Origin of the sequence: Mycoplasma tullyi (assembly GCF_014068355.1) — a bacterium.
Lineage (GTDB): Bacteria > Bacillota_I > Bacilli_A > Mycoplasmatales > Mycoplasmoidaceae > Mycoplasmoides > Mycoplasmoides tullyi.
The window spans coordinates 705,934-732,515 of the sequence record NZ_CP059674.1 but is presented as its reverse complement, the minus strand read 5'-3'; the positions used below and the strand labels follow the sequence as shown (position 1 = coordinate 732,515).

22 protein-coding genes are annotated in these 26,582 nt (G+C 30.5%); 21 read left to right on the top strand and 1 reads right to left on the bottom strand.

The features are described from left to right. Positions 1–13: 13 nt before the first annotated feature. The 11 genes from H3143_RS02895 (at position 14) to rnmV (ending at position 10,950) form a co-directional block, all read left to right on the top strand. The gene (locus tag H3143_RS02895) at positions 14–1,273 is read left to right on the top strand and encodes a thymidine phosphorylase (protein WP_182078707.1); all 1,260 of its coding nucleotides are present in this window, start codon (positions 14–16) and stop codon (positions 1,271–1,273) included. Next, entirely contained in the window at positions 1,263–1,667 is a 405-nt protein-coding gene (gene cdd, locus H3143_RS02890; protein WP_182078706.1) for a cytidine deaminase, read from the top strand. The genes H3143_RS02895 and cdd overlap by 11 nt, the downstream gene beginning before the upstream one ends. 19 nt (positions 1,668–1,686) lie before the next feature. Further along, a complete protein-coding gene (locus H3143_RS02885; RefSeq protein ID WP_228444778.1) occupies positions 1,687–3,318 on the top strand; it encodes a phospho-sugar mutase in 1,632 nt (543 codons plus the stop codon). Positions 3,319–3,344: 26 nt separating this feature from the next. Continuing rightward, positions 3,345–4,094 carry a triose-phosphate isomerase gene (tpiA, locus tag H3143_RS02880; RefSeq protein ID WP_267128821.1) on the top strand — a complete coding sequence of 250 codons (750 nt, stop codon included), beginning with the start codon at positions 3,345–3,347 and terminating at the stop codon, positions 4,092–4,094. Positions 4,095–4,098: 4 nt separating this feature from the next. Continuing rightward, entirely contained in the window at positions 4,099–5,610 is a 1,512-nt protein-coding gene (gene gpmI, locus H3143_RS02875; RefSeq protein WP_182078705.1) for a 2,3-bisphosphoglycerate-independent phosphoglycerate mutase, read from the top strand. Between the two features lie 46 nt (positions 5,611–5,656). Then, positions 5,657–6,496, top strand: coding sequence for an energy-coupling factor transporter ATPase (locus H3143_RS02870; protein ID WP_182078704.1), 840 nt, complete (start codon positions 5,657–5,659; stop codon positions 6,494–6,496). Continuing rightward, the gene (locus H3143_RS02865) at positions 6,469–7,425 is read left to right on the top strand and encodes an ATP-binding cassette domain-containing protein (protein WP_182078703.1); all 957 of its coding nucleotides are present in this window, start codon (positions 6,469–6,471) and stop codon (positions 7,423–7,425) included. The genes H3143_RS02870 and H3143_RS02865 overlap by 28 nt, the downstream gene beginning before the upstream one ends. Then, entirely contained in the window at positions 7,409–8,575 is a 1,167-nt protein-coding gene (locus H3143_RS02860) for an energy-coupling factor transporter transmembrane component T (protein ID WP_182078702.1), read from the top strand. Before H3143_RS02865 ends, H3143_RS02860 begins: the two co-directional genes overlap by 17 nt. After that, complete coding sequence (gene truA / locus H3143_RS02855) at positions 8,559–9,299, top strand: tRNA pseudouridine(38-40) synthase TruA (RefSeq protein WP_182078701.1); 741 nt, start codon at positions 8,559–8,561, stop codon at positions 9,297–9,299. The genes H3143_RS02860 and truA overlap by 17 nt, the downstream gene beginning before the upstream one ends. A gap of 116 nt (positions 9,300–9,415) precedes the next feature. Further along, the gene (locus H3143_RS02850) at positions 9,416–10,438 is read left to right on the top strand and encodes a ribose-phosphate diphosphokinase (protein ID WP_182078700.1); all 1,023 of its coding nucleotides are present in this window, start codon (positions 9,416–9,418) and stop codon (positions 10,436–10,438) included. Then, positions 10,390–10,950 carry a ribonuclease M5 gene (rnmV, locus tag H3143_RS02845; protein ID WP_182078699.1) on the top strand — a complete coding sequence of 187 codons (561 nt, stop codon included), beginning with the start codon at positions 10,390–10,392 and terminating at the stop codon, positions 10,948–10,950. Before H3143_RS02850 ends, rnmV begins: the two co-directional genes overlap by 49 nt. Here rnmV and H3143_RS02840 read toward each other — a convergent pair. Then, positions 10,934–12,130 (bottom strand): Y-family DNA polymerase, encoded by a 1,197-nt coding sequence (locus tag H3143_RS02840; protein ID WP_228444777.1) that lies wholly within the window; start codon positions 12,128–12,130, stop codon positions 10,934–10,936. The genes rnmV and H3143_RS02840 overlap by 17 nt on opposite strands. Before the next feature lie 115 nt (positions 12,131–12,245). Here H3143_RS02840 and H3143_RS02835 point away from each other — a divergent pair, with 115 nt between their 5' ends. The 10 genes from H3143_RS02835 to H3143_RS02790 all read left to right on the top strand — a co-directional run bounded on the left by H3143_RS02835 (position 12,246) and on the right by H3143_RS02790 (position 26,552). Beyond that, positions 12,246–13,244, top strand: a complete 999-nt coding sequence (locus H3143_RS02835) for a glycosyltransferase family 2 protein (RefSeq protein ID WP_182078697.1) — start codon at positions 12,246–12,248, stop codon at positions 13,242–13,244. A gap of 17 nt (positions 13,245–13,261) precedes the next feature. Continuing rightward, positions 13,262–15,205: a transketolase-like TK C-terminal-containing protein gene (locus H3143_RS02830; protein ID WP_182078696.1), complete on the top strand. Its 1,944-nt coding sequence runs from the start codon at positions 13,262–13,264 to the stop codon at positions 15,203–15,205. A gap of 88 nt (positions 15,206–15,293) precedes the next feature. Further along, the gene (locus tag H3143_RS02825) at positions 15,294–15,518 is read left to right on the top strand and encodes a YneF family protein (RefSeq protein WP_323368751.1); all 225 of its coding nucleotides are present in this window, start codon (positions 15,294–15,296) and stop codon (positions 15,516–15,518) included. Positions 15,519–15,523: 5 nt separating this feature from the next. Further along, positions 15,524–16,084 carry a ribosome biogenesis GTP-binding protein YihA/YsxC gene (gene yihA, locus H3143_RS02820; protein WP_182078695.1) on the top strand — a complete coding sequence of 187 codons (561 nt, stop codon included), beginning with the start codon at positions 15,524–15,526 and terminating at the stop codon, positions 16,082–16,084. A 15-nt stretch (positions 16,085–16,099) separates the two neighbouring features. Beyond that, entirely contained in the window at positions 16,100–18,682 is a 2,583-nt protein-coding gene (valS, locus tag H3143_RS02815) for a valine--tRNA ligase (protein WP_182078694.1), read from the top strand. A gap of 22 nt (positions 18,683–18,704) precedes the next feature. Beyond that, complete coding sequence (locus H3143_RS03575) at positions 18,705–19,826, top strand: ComEC/Rec2 family competence protein (RefSeq protein ID WP_228444776.1); 1,122 nt, start codon at positions 18,705–18,707, stop codon at positions 19,824–19,826. Beyond that, positions 19,826–20,743, top strand: coding sequence for a DNA polymerase III subunit delta (gene holA, locus H3143_RS02805; RefSeq protein ID WP_182078692.1), 918 nt, complete (start codon positions 19,826–19,828; stop codon positions 20,741–20,743). The genes H3143_RS03575 and holA overlap by 1 nt, the downstream gene beginning before the upstream one ends. 1 nt (position 20,744) lies before the next feature. After that, positions 20,745–22,100 carry a hypothetical protein gene (locus tag H3143_RS02800; protein WP_228444775.1) on the top strand — a complete coding sequence of 452 codons (1,356 nt, stop codon included), beginning with the start codon at positions 20,745–20,747 and terminating at the stop codon, positions 22,098–22,100. A gap of 2 nt (positions 22,101–22,102) precedes the next feature. Beyond that, entirely contained in the window at positions 22,103–23,005 is a 903-nt protein-coding gene (locus tag H3143_RS02795) for an ECF transporter S component family protein (protein WP_182078690.1), read from the top strand. 97 nt (positions 23,006–23,102) lie between these two features. Then, positions 23,103–26,552 carry a DUF3713 domain-containing protein gene (locus H3143_RS02790; RefSeq protein WP_182078689.1) on the top strand — a complete coding sequence of 1,150 codons (3,450 nt, stop codon included), beginning with the start codon at positions 23,103–23,105 and terminating at the stop codon, positions 26,550–26,552. Positions 26,553–26,582 lie beyond the last annotated feature (30 nt).

Genomic DNA, 26,582 nt, shown 5'->3' with positions numbered 1-26,582 from the left:
TCTAAACAAATCTATGAACATTATTGATATCATTGAGAAGAAGAAAACAAAGCAAATTTTAACTAGAGAAGAGATCGGTTTTTTCATTGATGGTTGTGTGAAAAAAACGATTCCCGATTATCAGATCAGTGCATTATTAATGGCGATCTGATTTAATGGCTTAAATGATGATGAGTTGTATTATCTAACTGATTTCATGATTAAATCAGGTAAAACATTAAACTTTGAATCAGATCAAAAAAAGTTAATTGATAAGCATTCCACCGGGGGTGTTGGTGATAAGGTATCAATCGCACTAGCACCAATCCTAGCTTGCTTTAATTTTAAAGTTGCTAAGATGTCAGGGAGAGGGTTAGCTCATACTGGTGGAACGATTGATAAACTTGAATCAATTGGTGTTGATTGTTTTATTAGTCTTGATCAAGCTAAACAAATTCTTAAAACCAATGATATGTTTATTATTGCTCAAACTAATGATTTAGTTTTGGCAGATAAAATCTTATACGCATTAAGAGATGTTACTTCAACAACAGATTGTTTAGATCTGATTGCTTCATCAATTATTTCTAAGAAATTTGCACTCAATTCAGATTACATTTTTATTGATATTAAGTATGGTTCAGGTGCTTTTTGTAAAACAATCGATGAAGCTAATGAATTAAAAAAGCGAATGCTAAATTTAGCTAAAAAATTCAATCGTCACTTAAAGTGTGAACTAAATGATATGAATGAAGTTTTAGGTAATAGCATTGGTAATGCAATTGAAATTAAAGAAGCGATAGCTTACTTGAAAAATGAATTACCTAAAAACAATTCATTTAAAATCTTAATGGATAATCTGATCGCTGAAATTCTAGTTGAAACTAAACAGTTTGCTAATAGAGAAGAAGCTTTAAAAAGCTTAGAAAATCTACTAAAAACACCTAAACCATTTGACAAATTCATCAGTTGAATTAAGTCTCAAAACGGCAATTGACAAGAAGTTCTTAACGACTCATATTTTAACCCAAAATATGAGTATCAAATTAAAGCTAATAAAACTGGAAAGATCAGTTACACTTCACCAGTTGATCTAGCTATGGTTTCTGTTGAACTAGGGTCAGGTAGAATGATTAAAGATCAACCAATTGATTTCCAAGCTGGAATCTACTTACACAAAAAGAATAATGATCAAGTTAGTTTAGATGAACCGATCATGAGTTTATATTCATCTAAACCAATTGATCAAACAATTATGGATAAAGCAAAGAAAACAATTAGATATGAAACATAACGAATTATTACAACTATTAGATAAAGCTTACTGTGTTTATTCCAACTTTCATGTAGCTTGTATCTTAGTAGATGATCAGAATAAGGAATATAGTGGTGTGAATGTTGAATGTGCGTCATATCCAATTAGTTTATGTGCTGAACGAAATGCAATTGGAAGTATGATTACAAGTAGTGATTCTGATCATCTACCTGTTATCAAACAGATCCATTTGATGAGTGATTCAAACGATCCTAATGCCTCGCCGTGTGGAATGTGTCGCCAAGCATTGTGAGAGTTTAGTGATAACTCAACTTTAGTAACCATCTATTATAAAAATCAAACCCAAAAGACCTATTATTTAAATCAACTACTACCATTAGGTTTTAATCACAAAGCAATGAGTGCTAAATAATTTGAAGGGATTAATAATTATGAATAATATCGTTAAATATTGATTAGCTCACCCAAGAGTGAGTCAAGAACTAAAAGCTCAAATCAAAGCAATGTCTGAAGAAGAATTAGCATATGCATTTGACGAAAAACCATTAGGATTTGGAACAGCTGGTATCCGCCAAAAAATGGGTCCTGGTTATCAATACTTAAATGACTTTACTTATGCTCAAATGGCATATGGTTATGGTCGTTTTTTAATTGATAAATTTGGTTATTCACCACGATGTGTGATTGCACATGATAACCGTAAGAATGGTGTTCACTTTACCAGGATCATTACTGATGTATTGACTTCAATGGGTATTGAAGTTTACTTATTTGAATCTAATAAGATCAGCTCAACACCAATCTTATCTTATGCAATCCCTAGATATAATGCAGATGGTGGAATTAATGTAACAGCGTCTCATAACCCTAAAACTGATAATGGGTTTAAGACCTATAACGAAAAGGGTGCACAATTAATGAATGATGATGCTAAAAAGATCATTGAATTCATGCCTAAGAGTTATGAAATCTTAAATCTAGAATACGAACCAAACGATCGTTTGGTTAAGTTTATTCCAGATTCAATTTATGATTCTTATTTTGCTGATATCTACAAAACTCTTTATACAACCGATCATAAAGAAGTTAAGGATTTTAAAATTGTCTTTACTGGTCAACACGGAGCTGCATCATACTGATTACCAGAGATGTTAAGAAAATTTAATTACAATGTTATTCCAGTTAAAGAACAATGTAAGTATGATGAGAATTTTACTTATACAAGATCACCTAATCCAGAAGCTAGAGAATCTTGAGATTTAGCGCTTAAGTATGCTGAACACTACGGTGCTGATATTATGTTAGCAACTGATCCTGATGCTGACCGATTAGCAGTTGCTGTTAGACACAATAATGAGTTTAGATACTTTAATGGTAATGAGATGGGGATTATCTTTGCTTATTACATCTTGAAGTATAAGCAATTAACCAAACGTCCTTATATTGTTTCATCATACGTATCAACAAATTTAATTGATCGCATTATTGCTAAATACAACGGTGTTGTTTATCGCGTTGGTACAGGTTTTAAGTGAATTGGTAATAAAGCAATAGATCACAAAAATCACGAAGATTTCATCTTAGGATTTGAAGAAGCAATTGGAGCACTACCAACAACACTTGGTTGTGATAAGGATTCGTTCCAAACCGCTGCACTTGCATTAGAAATTCATAATGAATGTCTAAAACGAGGAATCACAATGGTTGATTTCTTAGAACGAGAAATCTACCCACAATTTGGCTTTATTCACAATGCAACGATTACTAATTGAATCGATGGTCTTGATTGAAAGAAAAAAGCAACTGATTTTATGGAACAATTAAAGAATTACGATCAACCTTATATTAATGATCGTAAGATTGTTGAGATCAAATGAAATCCAGCTGGAGATTGTTTAGATTGGATTTTAGAAGGCGATTCTTGAATCAGATTTAGACTGTCGGGTACAGAGCCGAAATTTAAATTTTATTATAATTTTTATGGTAATTCGCTAAAACAATTAAGTCACGAAGCTGATGAGATTACTGCAACGCTTAAGCGATACATCGGTTTAATTAAATAAACCTAGAAAATGGAAATATAAATAGTATGAAAAGATACATCTTTGGAAATTGAAAAACATATAAAACTACTTCAGAAGTCAAAGAGTTTTTTAGTGTTTTAAATCAAGCAAATTTAACCAAAACAAACGAAGTAGTTTTTGGTGTAGCGCCAGTGTTTGTGCACTTGGGACTAGCAAACGAATTAAAAAGAAAAGAATGTTTTATTCTAGCTCAAGATGCTAATTATGTAATGAACAAAGCTAACACTGGAACTGTTAGTTATGAACAACTAAAAGACATTGGTATTGATTACGTAATCATTGGTCATTCTGAAAGAAGAAACTTGTTTCATGAATCTGATGAATTAATTAACCAAAAAGTAAAAACTTTATTACAGAACAAAATGACACCAATCTTATGTATTGGTGAAACATTAGAACAATACGAAGCTAATCAAACCAAAGCTGTATTAAAAGAACAATTAGAAAAAGATCTTAAAGGAATTGATAGTTCTTTACTTAAGTCTTTAATCATTGCTTATGAACCAGTCTGAGCGATTGGAACTGGTAAAACTGCTTCAGCTCAAACTGCTCAAGATGCAATTGCTTATATCAGATCTGTTGTAAGTTCATTAGCATCTGAAGAAATCGCAAATGAGATGCCAATTCTATACGGTGGATCAGTTAACCCCGAAAATGTGTCTGAACTATTAGCACAAAAAGATATTAATGGAGCACTAGTTGGTGGAGCTTCATTAGATCCGCGCAAATTTATTCAACTTATTGAAGCAAAATAACACAATGAAAAAAGCACTATTAATGATTCTTGATGGCTATGGAATTAGTTCATCTACCCACGGTAATGCCGTTAAAAACGCCAAGACGCCTAATCTAGATAGTTTAATGAAGGATAATCCAACAATTATGCTTCAAGCTAGTGGTGAAGCTGTTGGTTTACCTGATGGTCAGATTGGTAACTCTGAAGTTGGTCATTTAAATATCGGAGCTGGGCGAATTATTTATACTGGTCTATCTTTAATTAATAAAGAGATCGAAACCAAAAAGTTTTTTAGTAATCAAGCATTACTAAATGCCATTGATCACGCTAAGAAGAATAATAGCAAACTACATATCTTAGGATTAGTATCTCATGGTGGTGTGCACTCACACATTAATCATATCTATGCTATTATGGAATTAGCACACCAACACAATGTACCGGCTGTTTTACATATCTTCGGTGATGGAAGAGATGTACCTCCAAAACAATTATTGTCTGATCTAGATGAATTAATTAAAAAAGCAGAAGCAACTAATACTAAGATTGGTAGTATCTCTGGTAGATTCTATGCAATGGATCGTGACCAAAGATGAGATCGAATTGATTTAGCTTACAACAATCTGTTATCAAATACTGGTAAAGGTTTTGATGATATCAAAACTTATGTAAAAGATTCGTACGATCAAAATGTAACTGACGAGTTCATTGTTCCAGCTTATAATGCTAACTACAAGAGTGATGAAATCACTATTCAAGATAATGATAGTGTTGTGTTTGCTAATTTCAGACCAGATCGAGCTCGTCAATTAAGTCACTACATCTTTGGTTCTAATTATTACGATCATAATCCAGAACTAAGAAGAAATAATCTTTACTTCGTAATTATGATGCAATATGAAGGAATTAATCCTTCAGCAATCTGTTACCCTCCAAAGATTGAAAAGAACACTTTAGGTGAAGTACTAAAAGATGCTAATAAGAAGCAATTAAGAATTGCTGAAACTGAAAAATATGCCCACGTTACCTTCTTCTTTGATGGTGGTGTTGAAGTAGAATATGATAACGAAGATAAAGTTTTAGTACCTTCTAGAAAAGATGTTAAGACGTATGATCTAGCACCTGAGATGTCAGCTGCAGCAATCGTTGATCAGTTGCTAAAAGTTTATACGAACTATGATGTAACTGTGTTGAATTTTGCAAACCCTGATATGGTTGGTCATACTGGTAATTATGAAGCAACCCTAAAAGGACTTGAAGCGTTAGATCATGAGATCGGAAGATTACTAGCTGATGCTAAGAAGAATAATGTAACCGTATTCTTTACAGCTGATCATGGTAATGCTGAAGAAATGATCGATGAAAATAACCAAAAAGTAACTAAACACACAACTAACGTTGTACCTTTCACAATCACCGATCAAAACGTTAAATTTACTAAGAATGAAGGTATTTTAGCTAACGTTGCGCCAACGATTCTAAAATACCTAGATATCTCTATTCCATCAGAGATGGATCAAGAACCACTAATCTAAATCATTTTTAAACTAATTCATTAGTTTGGTCTTTATAATTAGATAAATGGATAACAAGAATTCAGTAATTAAATTTGAAAACGTATCGTTTTCATATAACTCGAAAAAACAAGTACTTAAAAACGTATCTTATGAAATTTATGAAAAAGAATACGTTTGTATTGTTGGTCATAATGGATCTGGTAAATCAACAATGTCAAAGTTGTTGACGGGGATCTTAAAACCACTTGCAGGTACGATCTATTTATTTGGTTATGCGATCTCACGCGATAACATAAAGTTCTTACGTGATAACGTAGGAATTATTTTTCAAAACCCAGATAACCAATTTATTGGAATTACGGCTGAAGATGATATTGCTTTTGGGTTAGAAAACCGTAAAATTCCAAGAGAAGAGATTAAAAGAATTATTGATTCTGTTGCTGATAAAGTAGGAATTACTGATATCTTAAAGTTTGAGCCTCATAAATTATCTGGTGGACAAAAACAACGTGTGGCGATTGCTTCAGTTCTAGCGATCAACCCAAGTATTATCTTGTTTGATGAATCAACATCAATGTTAGATCCTAAGGGTAAAAAAGATATTAAGAGTTTTATGTTACAGTTGCGTAATCAAGGTAAAACCGTGATTTCAATTACTCACGATATGGAAGAAGTGGTTAATTGTGATCGTGTTTTGGTTATGGATCACGGTAATCTGATCAAGCAAGGTCGACCTGATGAAATCTTTAAGGATAAACAATTCTTACAAGACATTAATTTAGACATCCCTTTTAGTTTAGATTTAGCAATGCAACTAAATAAGCTGGATGACAAAATTAATACCACTTTACGATATAATGAATTAATCGATAATATATGTTCAAGAGTTGATCAAAAAGACTAAAGTATGCACCAACTCCTTTAGTGGACGATGAAGCCTTACGTGCTCAAGGGCTTAAGTGTGTTTTTGATGAAAAAACACCTGAAGAATTTTGAGCACTAAATGGCATTGATTTTACGTTCAAAAAGAATAAAATTTACTGTATTATTGGTAATTCTGGTAGTGGGAAATCAACGTTAGTAACCCATTTTAATGGGTTATTAACTTCAAAATATGGAACGTTATCGATTCGTGATTTCAAGAACAATCACGATATCGTGATTTCGCCTAATACCAAAAAGATTAAGAACTTCAAACGGTTAAGAAAGATTATCTCAATGGTATTTCAATTTCCTGAATACCAATTATTTAAAGACACGATCCAAAAAGATATCATGTTTGGACCGGTTGCATTAGGTGTACATAAAGAAGAAGCCGCAAAACTAGCCAAATTCTATCTTAATCGAATGGGGCTTGATTCTTCTTATTTAGATGTAAGTCCATTTGAATTATCGGGTGGACAAAAAAGACGGGTAGCGATTGCGGGAATTTTAGCAATTCAATCAGAGATGATCATCTTTGATGAACCAACAGCTGGATTAGATCCTAAGGGTGAAAGCGAAATGGTTGATCTGATTCTAGAATCAAAAGCAGAAGGAAAAACCGTGATCGTGATCACGCACCAAATGGAAAAGGTACTTGAGATCGCTGATGAGATCATCTTATTAGATAAAGGTAAGATCTTAACATCAGGAACGCCATATCAGATCTTTACCAACCCTGAGATTATGCAAACAACATCAATTGCACTACCTCATGTGGTTCAAGTCATTAATGACTTGTCATTAAGAAATCCAATCTTTAAAAAACTGTATGAATACGAACCAAGAACAGTAAAAGAATTAGCAAAAGCAATCAATGAAGTAATCAAGAACTATGAAGAACGCAATTAATGGGTACATATTAAGCAACTCGGTTGTCCATAAAACTAATCCGTCAATTAAATTGATAATCTTTATTGCTTTTGTTGTGATCATCTTTTTACCAACCGGATTAGTTTTTCAGTTGATTGTATTAGGAATCATTACATTAATTTTCATGATTTCTAAACTACCGTTTAGAATCTATTGATCGACCTTGAAGACGATCATAATCATGTTCTTGTTCTTGTTTTTGATCAACTGGTTTACCTATCGGAACCCTGGGTTTTTAAATGTCTCGATGTTTGCTAACAATAATAGTTACATCTTAGTTGGTAATTATAATGATCAGTCTGTAGCTAATCTTTATGATTACAATTTCTTTAAAACTTATTCACCAATGATTATGAACACTCAAACTAAGATGTTCATCAGTTTTGATGATGTTTTAAGTTTAGTTCATGAGAAGAGAACTGATTTAACACCCGTTCAGTTACAAGAATATTATCGAATTGCTGTACCTAAAGTTGCAGGAGCAGAATTAAAACAATTTGAGTTTAATCCTAGAAGTTTAGTTTTAAAACCTGTTTTAATGTTTAATTGATACGCATTAAGTTTTAAAACATTATTTATTACCTTATCAATTGTTTTAAAGATCTTCATGATGATCTTATTAGCAACAATCTTAACATCATCAAGCACTTCAATTGAGTTAACTTTTGGTATTGAACAACTATTATCTCCATTAAAACTATTAAAAGTTCCAGTTAACTCATTAGCAATGACGATCAGTATCTCGATTCGTTTTGTGCCTTCATTGTTATTAGAATCACAAAGAATTCTTAATGCACAAGCATCAAGAGGAATCGACTTTAAAAATGGAACTACGATAGAAAGAATGCGTTCATTAGTTTCATTGATTATTCCGATGGTTTCAATTGCATTTAGAAATGCTGGTGAATTAGCTAACGCAATGGATGCAAGAAGTTACAACCCAAGATTTGCTAGAACACGATACCGAATCTTTAAAGTTCACGCACTAGATCTAGTTGTATTTGCATTCTTAATGGTTGTATTAGGTTTCTTCATCTATGTAGCAGTTTCTAAAGTTTTATTTGGTGTGTTTGGTTCACCAGAATGAATGACGATTGGTTTAGGTGAGAACGTTGGCCAAGCTTCATAAAAACGTTTTAATTAATATTTCTTACCATGGAACCAAGTTCCATGGTTATGCAATTCAAAACGATTATGATACTGTTCAATCTAAACTACAAGATGCATTAGAATGAATCTATGAAACTAAGATTCATGTGAATGCTAGTGGTAGAACAGATAAAGGTGTTCATGCAATCAATCAATATATCAGTTTTTATATTGATGATCGAATTAGTTTAGAAAAACTTCGAGAGATCTTAAATCGTTATGGTCAAAATAAGTGATATATAAAATGGATCAAAGAAGTTGATCGTAGTTTTCATGCTAGGTTTAGTGCAAAATCAAAAACATATCTTTATCTAATTGATTATTGTGCAAACAATCCTTTATTTTTTGATCATGCTTGGATAGTTAATTTCAAATTAGATTTTGATCTAATTAAAAAAGCAATTCCAATCCTTGAAGGAACTCATAATTTTTGATCATTCTCAACAGCTGATAAAGATAAAGGAGTCAGAACAGTTCATAAGATTGATCTGAAACAAGAGGATAATAAAGTTTATATCTATGTTACTGGTGATGGTTTTTTAAGATCAATGGTAAGAATGATTGTAGGTGCACTTTATAATATTGGGATTAAAAAATACGATCTCAATCACCTTAAGTGATTATTAGATAATCCCAAAAAAGGTAAAGCAATAACTAAAGCTCCTGCTAGTGGGTTATACTTATATGATGTCTATTATGAATAAGCGATTGCTTATTCATTTCTTTTGCTCCAAAAGCAAAAAGTTTTTCTTTTTAACTATTTTTTTGACGTCAATAAAGATAATTTATTAAGATTAAAGTTGTTAGAATACCAATTATCATGAACGTTAAATCCAATCATATTATCTTTGGTCTGTCAGCCGCTAAAAAATTGACTGATTCAATCTGTAGAAGATTGAAAATGAAACCAGGTGAAATTGCGATTCAAAAATTTGCTGATGATGAAATCTTTGTTAGACCTGATTGCACACTAAGAAATAAAGATGTTATTTTTATTCAATCAACTAACTCGCCAGTAAATGATAATTTAATGGAATTGTTAATTGCTATTGATTCCGCTAAAAGAGCTTCAGCAAAATCAATTACTGCATTAATCCCTTATTATGGGTATGCAAGACAAGATCGTAAATCTGCAGGAAGAGAACCAATTACTTCAAAACTAGTTGCAGATTTACTAACCACAGCAGGAGCTACTAGAGTAACATTAACTGATATTCACAGCGACCAAACTCAAGGTTTCTTTAATATTCCAGTTGATACTCTAAAAGCTTCTTTTGTTTTATTATCACACGTATTAGTGGATAATAAAATTGATGACTTAGTGGTGGTATCACCGGACTATGGTGGTGTTAAAAGAGCTAGAAAGATTGCTGAATCAATTAATGTTCCTTTAGCTATTATTGATAAAAGACGACCTAAACCAAATGTAGCTGAATCAATCAATATCTTAGGCGAAGTTAAAAATAAATGCTGTATTATCGTTGATGACATGATCGATACCGGTGGTACGATCATCTCAGCAGCCAAATTACTTAAAAAACATAATGCTAAAACTGTTTTAGTTATGGCTACGCATGGTTTATTTAATAAAAATGCTATAGAACTATTTGATCAATGTTATCAAAATAAAGAGATCGATAAAGTTTACATTACTGACACCATTGATCAAACACAAAAGAATCTAGATAACAAACCACAATTTGAGGTTGTAAAGTTAGACCACTTCTATAGTTTAGTTTTAGATAAATACATCAATGGTGGTTCTATCAGTGATGTTTATAGCCTTTATCAAGAATGAGTAAAATCACCAGATCTAAAGAAATTTCTAAAAGAAATAGAATAAACGAAATTATTGTCGTTGAAGGTAAAACTGATACAGTTAAACTTAAGTCGCTTTTTGATTGCGAAACAATAGAAACTAATGGATCAGAGATCTCTGATCAAACTATTAACTTGATTAAGGAGCTAAGTTCGACTAGAGGAGTTATCTTATTTTTAGATCCAGATTATCAAGGTAAAAAGATAAGAGCAAGACTTATTAAAGAATTAAAAGAATATAAAGAAGCTTTTATCGATTTAAATGAACTAAAGAATTCCAAGAAAAAAGGGATAGCTGAAGCGAGTAATGAAGCGGTTCTATCTGCTTTTAATAATTTAATTAGTTCTAATGATGACGGATGTGAGTCGCTAACTTGAGAAGAATATTTAGCTTTAAACCTAAACACTAAAAATAAGAGATTAGAACTGTGTAAAAAACTAAATATTCCTTATGGAAATAACAAAAGTTTATTTAGATATTTGAATCTATTAAAAAAGAATTTTCACGATTTAGAGATTCTTACTTCTGAAATTTAAAATAATCAAAATCATCGGCAATATTAACTAATTCTTTGTCGAAATCTTTATTTATTTGATTAACAATTTTCTTTAACAAAATTGTTTCTTTTTGATCTCTAGATAACTCTTCGTAAATATTAAAGTTGGGTATAAATTTATATTTGTTTTTAATACTCCCAAAAGAAATACTAATATTTGAAACCAATTGATCATTATGTAATCTCTCGAATAAATCCAGTGCCTTGTTGTAAAACGACGTTTTTTTATCGCTGTATTGTTTTAAACTGTGTGACAATGATCTAGTTTTTTCTGTTCTTATTGAAACTGAAATATTTTTTGCCAGTAAATTATGATTTTTCAGTCTTAAATAAGCTTCATCGAATAAATCGTTGAACAATTTTAATAGAGATTCGTAATTACTAACCTTGTGTTTGATATTTTTTGAAACAGACACAGACTTTCGTGAGTTTCTTTCGTAGTCTACAAAATCACTACCTTTACCGTGAGCATGATTGTAGTGTTCTCAATACATATTTTTAAAAACATCAATTAATAATTCTCTGTTATCAAATTGTGCGAAATTACCGATGTTTTTAATGTTTAATTGACGTAGGATGGGTATTTTTTTAGATCCGATTAAATACATTTTATGGATTTCAATCGGTCATAATTTCTCTTCAATTTCATCTGGTCAAATTTCATATACTCCATTCGGTTTATTTTGATCAGATGCCATCTTAGCTAAAAACAAATTTGAGCCTATTCCAATCGATACAGTTAACTGAGTCAATTCATAAATTTGTTTTTGAATCTTTTTAGCTAGATCACTTGCAGACATCTCACTATTTTTTTCTAATATGTCGGTTACATCCATATAACATTCGTCAATTGAAGCAACTTCCATTTTATTGGAAACGAAATCCCTTAGATAAGAAAAAACATAAGCTGACACCCTTTCATATTTAGGGTAGTCGACTTCAGCAATGATTAATGAAGGACATAATTTTTTAGCCTGAAAAATAGGCATTGCAGACTTAATGCCGAATTTTCTAGCTATATAGTTAGCACTAGATACGATAGAACTATTAGATTTGGATCCAACAACTAATGGTTTGTTATGGTAATGTGGGTTAAAATTCTCTTCGACTGAAGCAAAAAAGGCGTCAAAATCGATATGAAAAATCGTTTTTCTGTCCATCAAAAACAATAATTTAAATATATATTAAATTATTAGAAAAATTGTTTAGCACATCCTAATAAACTGACGAAATTGCTTTTATAATTTAATTAATAAGCACACCAAAAAACGCGGTATGAATGAAACCAATTCTAGATCTTCTGAGTTTTATCATGTAAAAAACCCTTTAATTTCTATCCTTATTCCTATATATAATAATGCTAAGAATATAGAAATTACTGTCAGTTCAGCTCTGTTTCAAAGCTATAAAAACATTGAAATCATCTGTATTGATGATTGTTCAACAGATAACTCTTATCAAGTATTAAAACGCTTTGAAACACTAGAACAAAATATAAGAATCTATCGTAATCCTGTTAAAAAGGGTAAAGGTTCTGTTTATGATCAGTTGATCAAATATGCATCTGGGCATTTCTTCATGTTTTTAGAAACGCCTAATACCCTAAATCAAGATGCAATTAAGAATATGGTTTCTGTAGTTGAGCAATTTACTGAGATTGTTGTTGGTAGAACGATGGTGGGAAATACCGCTAACCCGATGAAGGGAATCTATGATATTCCAACCAATGACAAGAAAATTTCAGACCGCAATCCAATCGATTACATCTTCAGTAATTCTTTTTATACCCAAGGGATGTTGATCAAGAAGAAATTCTTTGAAGCTCTAGGCATGAAATATGGCAAGAATCCACATATTCCTGACTTCTATATTAAATACGATATGTTAGCTAACTGTGACTTCTTTAGAGTAGTCTGAAAGCCAACGATCAATTTCATTGAGTCTGATAATTATTACGATTTTGAAAGTTTTAAGTTCTTAGAAGCTAAGTATCGCTACATCTTATTTGAATTCCCAAAAATGATGGAATGGTTCAGTAATTACGTACCCATTAAAGACCAATTGAACGATTTTAAATCTAGTATAATTACCAGTATAATAGATCAAGTAAGAATCGAATATCGTAGCTTAGTTCCATCTTTAAGAGATCAATTTGAGAACAATATTATCATTCCACTAAGAAACCAATATATGGCTTCTAACTACATTTTTAAGGTGCCAAATAACCTTAGAGAAAAACTAAAAAGTGGTGAAAATAAACGATTATTTAGATAATTACTAAATTATTAAAGATGGTTATTAAGTCGATTTATCAAAATAAACCCTTTCCTAAAAATTCCAATTCAATCGTTAATAACTTTAGATTTTTAATGTTTGATACAGTCAACACTAACTTTGTTGGCTCAGCTGCATATGGGTTTGGTGCAGCTACTTATCTTTATGTATTGTTCCGTAACTATTTTGTTATGGATCTAGATGATATTGATGCTAATTATAATGATAAGTTAGTAGTATCAAAACAACTTGGTGGATCGAATATCAGAGCGTGTTTATATTTATTAAAACACCCTGATATTAAACTTGAAGACTTAACGAGCTTTTCTTATGAAAAGCAAATTAGAAATCTTTATGATTTTTCAACTTATCAACCTGGATATAATTTAGCTTACGCAGTTGGTTTAGCAATTGATGCTAAATTAACAAATAAAGAATCTCACGATACGATTACCAATAAAATTTATTGTATCGTTAGTGCTGCAGATCTTAATTCTAGTTATGGATTAGCAGCTTTAAAAACAGCAGCTAACCAAAAACTAAATAACCTTATTATTATCTATGATAATAATCATTTTGAAGAACGAGGTGAAACCCAAGATTATTTAGTAACAGATTTTTCTTCATTAGTTAAAGATATGGGTTTTAAATATATCAATGTCTTTAACGGGAATAATGTTGATAAAGTCGATGCTGGTTTTCATTACGCTGTAAATTCTAAAAAACCTGCATTTGTTGATATTAACACCATTGTTGGTCATGGATGTAATTCAGCTGGAACTAAAGAAGCAATCAAGAATTTCTTAACTCAAGACGAGCTTGATCGATTAACTAAGCGGTTTGAATATACAGGAGAAGAGTTCATGGTGCTTTATGAAAGCGCTAATGATCTTTATCCTAATATTAAAGAACGTGTCACTAAACTAAAAGAACTAATTGCTGATCAAGTTAATCGATTAAAACAAAATAATCTTGTGTTACCTGATTATTTGTTTACTTTTAAGGATTGAGAATTATCTGAAGAACAAATTGATGTTAATCAATCGTTGGTTAAATTTAAAGCTGACCTGATCAAACATCAGCATAATAGTGTTTTATTAAATGTTAGTGATCATGATGATCAATTAGAAGATGAAGTTGGAGCAATCGATTCTAGTCGAATCGTTTTATTAGGGAATTGGATTGAGTTATCATCTGTCATTGTCAAAGCAATTAGTGATAATAAGATTCACTTACCTGTAATTAATCTTGATATTAATCTAATTGATAAAGCGATTGATAGATTAAAATTAGATAATAAACAAAATCATGTTTTATACCTAGTGGATAATTGCAATAAACTTCCTAACAATTACATTAACAAGGTTCTTGATCTTATCTCAGAAGAAGATGGGATTGTTCTTCAACCAGGAACAAACGAAGAATTAAAATATACTCTTTGCAATTTTAGATCTAAGAAAAAAGATAAAACATACATCATCTTACCTTCATCTGATGATTTAGTTGACGTTAAAGCAGACAAGATCAATTTTGGTGGATACGAACTATATTGCGATAGTTATTCGACAGTTAATATTGTTACCACCGGTAATGATCTAATTGAAGCATTAGAGTTCCGTCAACAATTATTAGAAAATAATGTTACTGCAAGAATAGTTTCAGTAATCTCATTATCTGATTTTGATCAGATCGATGCGGTTTCTAAATCAGTATTATTAAAAAATCTGCCTAGCTATTTCATTTCAAGAGCACAAAAAGTAGTTTGGGGTGATGTCTTGTCACAAAACCGACCAGAAGTCGATCATAAAACAACTGAACATAAGACTTATGTTAGAAAACCAAGACGAGCACGAAAATCTAATAATAAAATTAAAACATTAGATAATAAAATTAAAGACGAAGAGTCAAACAAGCAACTTAATGCAGCTAAAGAAGATGGACAAAAATCTACATTAGCTTAATAAATGTAAGTTGCTCACAAAATCTAAAAATATAATTATCAAATCCATAGTGAATTTGGTAATTAAAGTAATGATTGGGAGTTAAAAAATGATGGTATTAGGATTAGCGCTAGGTATAAGCATCCCCTTATGTTTAATTGTAGGGGCGTTTTTAGGTTATTTCATATCAATGAAAGTGTTTAAACGTCAAATGCGTAAGAATCCACCGATTACAGAAGCACAAATCCGTAGCTTATATGCTCAAATGGGTCGTAAGCCTTCTGAAGCACAAGTTAAACAAATGATGCGTGCTTATACTAAGGAAACTAAATAACGAGCATGAATCGTTTTATTAAAAGTGCAACTAATTTAAAAGACTGCATTAACGATTCTAAAAAAGAGGTGTGTTTAATCGGTCGTTCTAATGTTGGTAAATCAACAATTATTAACGGTTTAGCGAATACAAAGATTGCTAAAACATCTAAAACACCAGGTAGAACGGTTACGATTAACTTTTATGAGATTAACAATAAACGAATTGTTGATTTACCTGGTTATGGATATGCACGGATTAACAAGTCACAAAAAGATGAGATCTCATCTTTTTTAACCGATTACTTAAACCACCGAGAAAATTTAGCAGGCATTTTCTTAATCCTAGATCTTGGGGTGATCACTGCTCAAGATATTGATGTTGCTCGTACATTAACAACATTAGATGTTGATTACTATATCGTGTTCAATAAGATTGATAAACACGCTAAATCTACTTATGCTAACAACAAAGTAAAGATTTTGGATACTCTTAAAGTTAATGAAGATAAAATTCTTCTAATCAGCGCTAAAAACAAACAAAACTTAAATAATTTAATGCTTAAGATTACTGAAGTGATTTCTTAGATATTTTTAAAAATTATGAAGCAATTAAAAAAGATTGATTTGAATCAAAAATACGATCATAAAACTGTAAGTGAAGGAGTGGTGGATTTTTGATTAGCTACTGATTATGCTAATCAAGATTCAGATTTTAGTGATCCCAACACCAAACCTTTCAGTGTTATCATGCCTCCACCCAATCTAACAGGAATCTTGCACATTGGACACGCATGAAATTTATCAATTCAAGATTTAATTGTTCGTTACCAAAAATTGTTAATGGGAAAGGTCAATTGGATCCCTGGAACTGATCATGCTGGGATTGCTACCCAAACTAAGTTTGAATCAATCCAAAGAGCTAAAAATATCGATTACAAAAAAGATGATAGAACTACGCACTTTAATAATATCTATGAGTGATCACAAGAATCTTCAAAAACAATTAAGAATCAAGCCAAATCATTAGGTTTAGCACTTAATTGAAAAAAAGAAAAGTTTACATTATCTCAACAATCAAACAAATACGTTTTAGATGTATTTGTAAAACTATATCAACAAGGTTATATAGTTAAAAAATATACCCTTGTTAATTGAGATACTAAATTAAATACAGCAATCTCAAATATCGAGGTAATTAATAAAGAAACCCCACAAAAACTGCATTATATCAAGTACTATCTAGAAGACAGTAGTGATTATTTAGTGATCGCTACCACTCGTCCTGAAACGGTTTATGCAGATACTGCAGTTTTTGTTAATCCAAATGATCAAAGATATCTTAAGTATCACAACAAGAAGGTAATTAATCCATTAAACAACAAGTTAATTCCTATTCTTGTTGATGAATATATTGATATGGAATTTGGTAGTGCAGTAATGAAGTGTACTCCCGGTCATGATCATAATGACTATGCGTTATCAAAGAAATATCAATTAGAAGAATTAAGTTGTATTAACTTTGATGGAACATTAAACGAACTAGCTTTAGAGTTTAATGGATTAGATCTTTATGAAGCAAGAGAATTAATCGTTAAGAAGTTAATAGACGAAGATAAATACGTTAAATTTGAAGATATTGTCAGTAACATCGGTTATTCAGATCGATCTAATGCGATCGTTCAACCATTGTTATCTAAGCAATGGTTTTTAATTACAACAAAGTTTGTTGATGAGATTAAAAAACTGGTTAATAACGAAGATAACATCAAGATTTATCCAAAACGTTTTTTAGATACGATTAATAACTGATTAGATCACAATCAAGATTGATGTATATCTAGACAATTAGTTTGAGGACATCAGATTCCAGCTTGATATCATAAAGACAATCCAGAAGATCTAGTAGTAAGTATCAACTCACCTAGTGAAGATTATATAAGAGATAGCGATGTATTAGATACTTGATTCTCGTCAGCACTTTGACCATTAATCTGTTTTGATGATGGTTTAGATGAAAAAGAATTTAGTGCTAATTATCCCAACTCATTGTTGGTTACTGCATATGATATCGTTTTCTTCTGAGTTTTAAGAATGATCTTCATGTCTTGGTTATTGAAGAAATCGATTCCATTTCATGACTTATTGCTACACGGATTAATCTTAGACGAACAAAATCGTAAGATGTCTAAGAGTTTGAATAACGGAGTTGATCCGATTAAGATCATTGACGAGTATGGTGCTGATGCATTAAGATTATTTTTAACATCAAACACTTCACCTGGTGAAGATGTTTCATATAATGTTGAAAAGATTAAAGCGGCGGCTTCATTCTTAAATAAGTTGTGAAACTTAGCTAAATATCTAAAATTAATCGATCAAACTAAATTAACAAATGAACCATTAGACAGTTTAGATCGTTGAATCATTAATCGTTTTAATGAAGTTAATGCGGGAATTCAGGATAAATTAAAAGAATACAGATTTGCTTTATCAAACAAACAATTAAGTGATTTCATTTGAGATGATTTTGCTAATGTTTATATTGAACTAAACAAAAAAGCGCAATGATCAAAAGCTAAGTATGAGTTAGCTAACGAAATCTTTAGAAGGCTTTTAATCATGCTACATCCTTCTGTTCCATTTATTACAGAACAGATCTACAACACTTTTGAGTTTGACGATCCTAAACCTTCAATCATTCTTGAACAATGACCAAGTTTAATTATGGCCGAGATTAGTTCTACTGATTTCGATCAGATCTTTAATCTTATTATCAAGATAAGAAACTTTAAACAAAGTTTTGATCTTAAGAATAAAGATGCTTTAGATTTACTTTATAAAAATGATGTTAGTTATATCAAAGATTTAACTAAATACTTAAAAGCTGAGAATGTGAACTTAATTAAAGTATCTGATCAAAAACTTGATGATCTATTCTTAATTTCATCTGAAGATAATGAGTATTATGTTGTATATACTCAAGATAAAACTAAGATTATTGATAAGTTAGTTCTTGAAATATCTAAACTCGAAAAAGAAGTTGAAAGAAGCTTAAATATCGTTAACAACGAGAACTTTAAAAATAAAGCTCCAAAAGAAAAATACGAAGCTGAATTAAAGAAGTTAAGTAATTATCAAGAAGAACTTAAACTAAAACAAGATAAACTAAATTCTTTAAAATAAGAAGTTTTGCCATATCTTGTATATGGAGCAGACTTTAAAAGAAAGCATTAAACAAAATTACGGATTAGCTCTGTTATTTTGTTTAATTTCCATATGGTTATTAGGATATGTTTTTGTTAGACAGCAATTAATTCTAGTATTAGTTTTAGGTGCTGTCTTTTGTGGCATAAACCTGTTCTTATTCAGTTACAGGATTAGTGTACCTATTATTCTAGTCTTTCTGCTTTTTGTAATCTATTACTTTGTTTATGGATATTTTCGACTTGAAGGGATTAACATTAAGAATTTACTAGATAAGATTCCCAAGCAATATGATTTAAGAGCTATCATAGTAAATTATTTGAAATCTAATCCCAATAAGCAGTCTAGAGGATTGTTATTATTAACGTTATTTAATATTAAGAACAGCGATAACCGTTCACTATATAATCAGTTCCTAAACTTGTCTGTTGCACACCTATTAGTAATTAGTGGATTACATTTATCTTTAATAAATTTATTAATCCTAAAAATATTTAAAAATTACAAAATCGCCGGTAATTTTGTAGCTTTTTTATGTTTATTATTTTATTCTTATCTATTAAGTTTTAGTTATGGTGTACTCAGAGTTTTATTATGTTTAGTTTTAAACTTAATCTTCAAAAGGTATTTAAGAAACAAGAACTATAGGTTAATAAGTATAGCTAGTTCTGGAATCATCCTATTGTTATTAAATCCTTATGCTTTTAGAAACTATTCATATATCTTGAGCTATTTAAGTATTTTGGTGATTTATGCTATTTTTCAAATCAAAAAACTAAATAACTTTGTGAAGTCCTTATTAGTTAGTGTAGCTATCAATTTCGTTTTAGGTGGATTGATAATTAATGGATATGGAAAAATTAATCTATTAACAATATTTTGATCAATCATTCTAAGCCCAATGATTATAGGTATGTATTTCATAAACCTATTTTTATTTCCATTTAGTATCTTGTGACCTTTTTTAGCGATTATTCATGAATGATTTATTAAGGTAGTAAAAGTTCTTCAAATAAACGTACTACTTATAAGTTTTAAACAACTATCGAGTTGAATACCTTATTACTATTTATTAATTTATTATCTATTTATCAGCTATATATGAATCAAAAGGTTTAATTAATGAATTACCTGGTTATTTGTGATGATTTTTACTTATCCCAAGATTATTTAACTCAACAGTTGAATCCACAAAACATTGTGTGAGTTAATTATGATGAAAATACCAATTTAGCTCCATATTTGAGTTCTGGTTTATTTGATACCAATTCAAACAAAGATTTGGCTATTATTAACCCCACTTTTCTTTATAAGGATTTCAACTTAGATGAAAGCAAAATCATCATTAATAGCATCAATAATTCACCTAAAAACATTTATCTATTAGTTAGTAAAAATTATGATTCAAAAAAAGAAAAATTATTAAAAATAGCCGGTAAAAATGAGATAAAACCATTAGATAAAAATAACGAATATAAAATTGGTTTCATTAAAAAACAATTAGATAATTTATTGACAGAATACCCAAATTGATTAGTTTACCTAATAAGTGATAAGACTAATTCAGATGCTAGATTAATAGCGAATGAAATACAAAAACTGCAATATGTTGATAAAGAAACTTTATATAACAGTGAATTAATCGAAAAGATCATTATCGATCACTCAGATAAAAAGATATACAACCTTGCTAAAGAGATTATTAATAACAAAGTAGATGAAATCTTGATTATTTATGAAGATCTAATCGAAAATAAACGACAACCCACCGAGATTATTTCCATGCTAATAACTATGTTTAGCAAAATTTACTTGATGTTGCTGGGAAAAAGTATGAAATTATCTGATGAAGAAATAGCTAAAAAAATGGGTGTTAATCTTTATTGGGTAAAATATACCTATAGAGATCTTTACGTTAGGTCTGCAGTCGTTATCAAGAATTTTATTGTTAATTTGTTAAAATTAGATATTAATAATAAAAGGAACTTATCTGATTCGTATCAAACCCTAAAGTTCTTTATCATTAAAGGTGTTCATTAATATGTCAAAAGACCTTAATACAACGTTAGATAACCTTAAATATAAGCTCAACACTATCTTCAATAGTGAGAAATTTGCTACTGAACTTAAGAACAAAGCTTTTAGAGATGTTTTGTTCAAACAAGTAGCTGCTTATAAATACTTAGCAACTCAAACAGAAAATGCATCACAAAATTTAGAATATGTTGATGTAGCTTTAGAAAGATTAAATCAACATTCGTCTGACAAAAAGACTGTAGATGAATTAGCTAAATATACTGATGTTGATGACGCAATGGATGACATTCGTTATCTTGATATCTTCATTTTAAACACCTTTAATCTGTCTTTTGACGAAATTATTAAGAATGATAAAGCATCTAGTAAATCTACTGATTCTAAAGATTCAGTAGATAGTAAAGCTCAAGCTGCTACTCCTACAGTTTCAGATATCGAAGAAGATGAGATTAAATCAAATAGATCTATTCCTTTTGGAGTTGGAGTTAATTCAGCAAATAATCTAAAAGATAATTTAGAAAAGATCTTTACAACTATTGGTCAACCTGATTACCGTCAGTTTGCTAGTATCGTAGTTAGATCAGAACTTGATATCGGTAAGATTTTTCTTTATAAACAAAAATCTAAATTAATGCCGTTATTAAACTATCTAGCTTTTGTGGTAAGTTTGTTGTTTGCAATATTGGGTGCAAGTTTGATGATTTGATACTTCATCTTGTTCCAAAGACAAGCAGTACCAACATTTATATCGCAATTTGATAAGAATTCATATCCAATCTTTTCAACACCTAATTTTGTTTCATCTGCGGTCTTGATTGGTGTTAGTGTGCTAACTTCAGTCTCTTACATTAATTCAGCAACAGGTAAAACGCCTCCTAAGAGAGTGCAGAATGCAGTAGCTTTGATTAGCACCTATATGAATAAGGAAGTTAAAGTTCCTCAGATTAATGACAACATTAAATATAGTTTCAAAATCAGATCTTTAGTATTCTTCTTATTATTCTTACTAGTTTATTCTTTCTCACCATTCTTAACACCATTTGCAGGTGGTTCATTAGTTCAAGGAATTATTAGTTTGCATAGTGTTCCTCCTCGAATTGATTTTGTTACAACTGCAACAATCAATCCAGAGATCGTTAGCAAGATCACTGAAGTTATCTGAATTTCATTAATCACATTGCCTTTTGCAATCCTTTTATTAATTGTTATGTCATTCTTCTTTAAACCTAAAATTGATAACGAAAGATTAGAAGAAACAACTAATAGATACGCAGAAGAAATTAAAAAAGCTACCAACGACTTTACTTCTATATTTGATCAAGGAAGTACAACAGATACATCTAAATCAGGAGTTTTCTAGATTTGCAAAAAATAAGATTGCAAGAAGAACTAGGTGTCGCTAAAAAGTCAATCAACAAAACAGCGATCATCAAGTTTTTTTTACCGTTTTGACCACTTAAGTTAAGATACAACATTTACCTAATTTCTTTTTTAGCAATTTTTATTGCTCTTAAAGTTATCTTAGGACTTTTTGTCGTTCGTATTGGACCAACAATTAGTTTGGGGATTTCTTGAGTTGGATTGGCTTTAATAGGTTGGATTTTTGGGATAGTAGCAGCCATACCGATTGGTTTTTTAACTGACGCATTATCGTTCTTTTTAGGCGGTGGTGATGTTTGGTATTGATTGTTTGCCATTCAAGAACCGATGATTATTTTTACAGCTGGCTTGTTTGGTTCGATTTATAGAATTAGAAGAAACTATGCTTCAAACTTCTGGGATTTTGTTTTCCAACAAATCTTAATCCTGGGTTTTTGTGTAGTTGGATTTATCTTCTTATCTTTATATAACAATCCTGAAACCAATCGTTTCTTAGTTAGAAACAATTCATTTGGAACCACTTTAAGTATGGTTTTCATGGCTTTGTTTTTTGTTTTTTCAGAAATAACAAGTTGATTGCTATATCTAAAAAACCGGAAAACAAAAGAGTCCATTAAGTTGTTCTTGTATGTTTCAACGATGATGATAACTTTATCGATCTTGTATTCATTAGTATTAGGAACAATTGCTATTAACGAATACTTGATTAATGTCGTGCACCAAAAACCTAAAACAAGAGACTTTATTCTAAGTGCCTTTTTAATTCCAAGAGTAATTAAAGAGACATTAAGATTACCAATCTTAATTATCTGTGTGATTGCACTAATTAAGATCTCAGAACCTTATTTACAGAACTTTTTCAACCTATCGCGTTTACGTTGATAAATCCATTTAAAATAAGCATTGTAGTATAATTATAAGCATATAGTTGAAGGATCCTTGGCGTTTCTTCATTTATTTGTATATGTAGATAACTAGTTTTATGTTTAAAAACAAAAAACACAAAATTCTTGCAGCTTCCTTCTTATTAAGTGGTGTAACTGTAATAAGTATGGTGGCTAGTAGTTGTTCTGTTGCTGCTAACAATCCGGTTGTTGAAGGTTTATTTAAAACCAAACAACATCCCGAAAATTTTAGCAACTCTAGTGCAGGCTCGTTTAATGCTGTTTTGCAAAATTCATTAGAAACTGATCAAGGTTTCAATGATTTTGCTAGATTTCTAATCGCCAACTCACTAGCAGATTGATACAGCAATAATGCTTCAAACAGCATTATGCAAAAATATCGCGATTGAGAAAAAGATGCTGAAACTAAACTTGAATCTGAAACAACTTCACTAAGAAATCAGTTTAGAAGAAATTTTGAAATCAGAAGACAAACAGATCTTTTTGACCCTAATGGTGGAACTGCTGATAGTTACAAACGTAGACAAGTTTTAACTAACGTGTTTACTGATTTTTCATCAATGGTTTTCCAAAACAACTACTTAGGTTATTTCGATGACAAAAATAAAAAGGTTGATAACCCTTTAATTGATGTAATCAGTAAACCTGAAAATTGAAAAAACTTTAAGTTTTATTCAGAAGGTTATGTTGATAGAAGATCAGTTCTAAACGATAACCAAATGTTTGCAGATTTCCAAGCATACGTTTTTGATCAATGAGTTAAAAAAGAAAATCCGAACTTAGTTTCTCGGATCGTATTTACTAATGAAAATATCAAAGGTGGTTTAGATCAGATTTTTGATAAAAAAGTTTTAGGTGATGAACTAAAACCTAGTTATAGTTTCCAAGCATTTACAGATCCTAAAGATGTAGTTGATCAAACATCACCTAAACTATCAACTGGATTTAGACAATTAGTAGCTAACAATGGTTTAGTTAACTATTACAACAAAGATAACTTCACTGTTGACTTCTTAAATCAATTTTCATCAGACTCTGGTGGTAAGTTGTTAATGAGCGCAAGTGAAATGTTCAACACATTTGATGTTGCTTTCACCACGGCTTATGTTCAACAATATCAAGATTTAACTAATAATGTTGATAAGGATAATGGGGTTGTTTCAGTTACATTAGATCCTAACAACATCATGAAGAATTTCATTTTTGCTAATTCAACTGATGCAAATTCTGCTTATTCAACGACATTAGATTTAACTTCTAATGATCCACAATTAAAAGAACTTTCAGAAAAAGTTAAATCAAGTATCTTAGTTGATAAAATTGCTGATAACAGTTACTACGACATATACAAACAATACGCAGAAGGTAAAGCTAGCCTTCACGAATACATCAGACCAACTTCATCTGATGCAGATGCAAATAATATCGAAAAACAATTCATCTTATCTCGTGGAAAAGATGGGATTCACATCATGGCAATCGATGGGGCTAATTACTATCTAACTGGTAATGCTAGAAACGTTGATAAGCAAAAAGAGTTCTTATTATTTAGAAATCAATTAGTTAAAAATCCCGACTTCTCTAAATTCTTTAGTGAAAAATCTTACCAATTTAACATCTTAGATCCAATTAAGAAATACTATGAAGATCATAATGTTACTTTAACAATTGAATTCTTATTAAATGCAATTGATAATAAAGATTCATTTTTACACAAACCAGGAAACGAAGCTTTATTAGCATCTTTAACTAAAGCTTCATCAATTCTTAAAGATTTAGTTAAATCTAAAGTTGATTATGATTATGCTCTTAAAGTAAGAAACGATGCGATCAATGCTAGAGAAAAGATCATTGAAAGAGCGGGGATGTTTGATAACTTAATTAAAAATAATAAGACCCCAGAAGTTGGAATTGCAGGCAAGTTACCTCACCCAGCAGCTGCAGATGGTTCTTATGTGGGAATTGAAAGTTATTATAAAGATCTATTAATTGAGAATAAGTTATTACCAGCTGATACATTAACAACTAAAGATCAAGGATTAAGTAAATTATTTGATCAAGTTGTTAATGATACTAAGACTAAGTATTTCCAAGCAGCTAAAGTTGCAGCTGAAGGATTATTACTAAATGGTGTAGCTTCTTATCAGTTCTCACAAAATGTCTTTGTTGATTCAAGATATGATCCGCAATATAGTTTGGCAGCTAATCTAGCAATCAACACAACAATCGCATTACCTACATCAACAAATGATTTCAAACGTCAGTTTTATCTAAATGATCAACGTTTTACCAACTTCTATGATCCTAAAACCAATCAGTTTAAAGACTTTGAAGGTTTAACTGCTGATCAGATTAAAAGTGTTGTCAACTTCTATTTCATTCAAAGTACGTGAGCAAGTCAAACTAATAAAGTTAAGTATGGTTCTTGAACTACTAAAGCTGAGTATGATACTGTCTTAAATAATTACTTTGATAATGAAAGAATGATCAGTAATCTTAATGATGATGCTAGATTAAATTATCTAAGATATCTAAATACGTTTAGATACTTAATTCAAGATAATTTAGCTGAGTTTAAGCGAATCTTATCAACTCAAATCACTAGAGGTGTTAGTGCTAATGTTTCATGAACGTTAACTAATGGAACTAAGTTAGATGATAATGGTAATATTGCAAGCACTCAAGATAAGATTAACTTTACAAACTTTATTGCCAACCCTAACTATTTACAAGGAACAAGTTTAAACTTTGCTAATTTAAATAAAGCAGCTAATAATAATCCTAATTCTAATGCTAATAATATTGATTATTCAACTACTGATAACAATGTTACGGCATATGGATTTAATGGTTTAAGTATTGCTAATGCTAATAATACAAATCTAAACAGTGAAGTTAAATCTGTATTATTTGATAACTTCGAACAATCTGGTCAAAACGGGGTGTTATACGCATTTGGTGGTTCACTTGAAGATGTTGTTAATTATGTAAACACATTAACAACAAACCGTGAATTGGATGCGTTTGTTGAATTATTAAGAAGAGCGCAAGTTAATATCAACTTGTTTGATACAGATGCTAATGGAATGGCATTAAGTGCTGAACAAAGAAAAGCTAACTTAATTAGTCAATTAAGTGATACTAAGATCTTGCCAGCTGATGTTTATACGAAGTTTGTTGGTTATGTTGGAAACAACAAAGTTGCTTCAACTGATTTTACAACTCAACCAGAAACTTTTGTTCCATTTACAGCAGCTAAGTCATTATTAAACTGAACGACTTATATTAAGCAAATCAACTTTAAAGAAGTAGCTGAATTAGGTGGTGAATCATGATTAACAAAACCTGAAAATCGTTTAGGTTTATCAGTTAATGAATTACTATCAATTGTTGCACGATATGCATTTGATAGTTCTTACCAAAACAATGCAGAATTAGCGATCATTAATCAGCAATCTTTAATTGATGTTAATGATAAACGCTTATATGATGCACTGGGATTAAGATGGGTGATGAGGAATTCATAAATTAAATAAAGTAGTAAAATTTTAAACGGA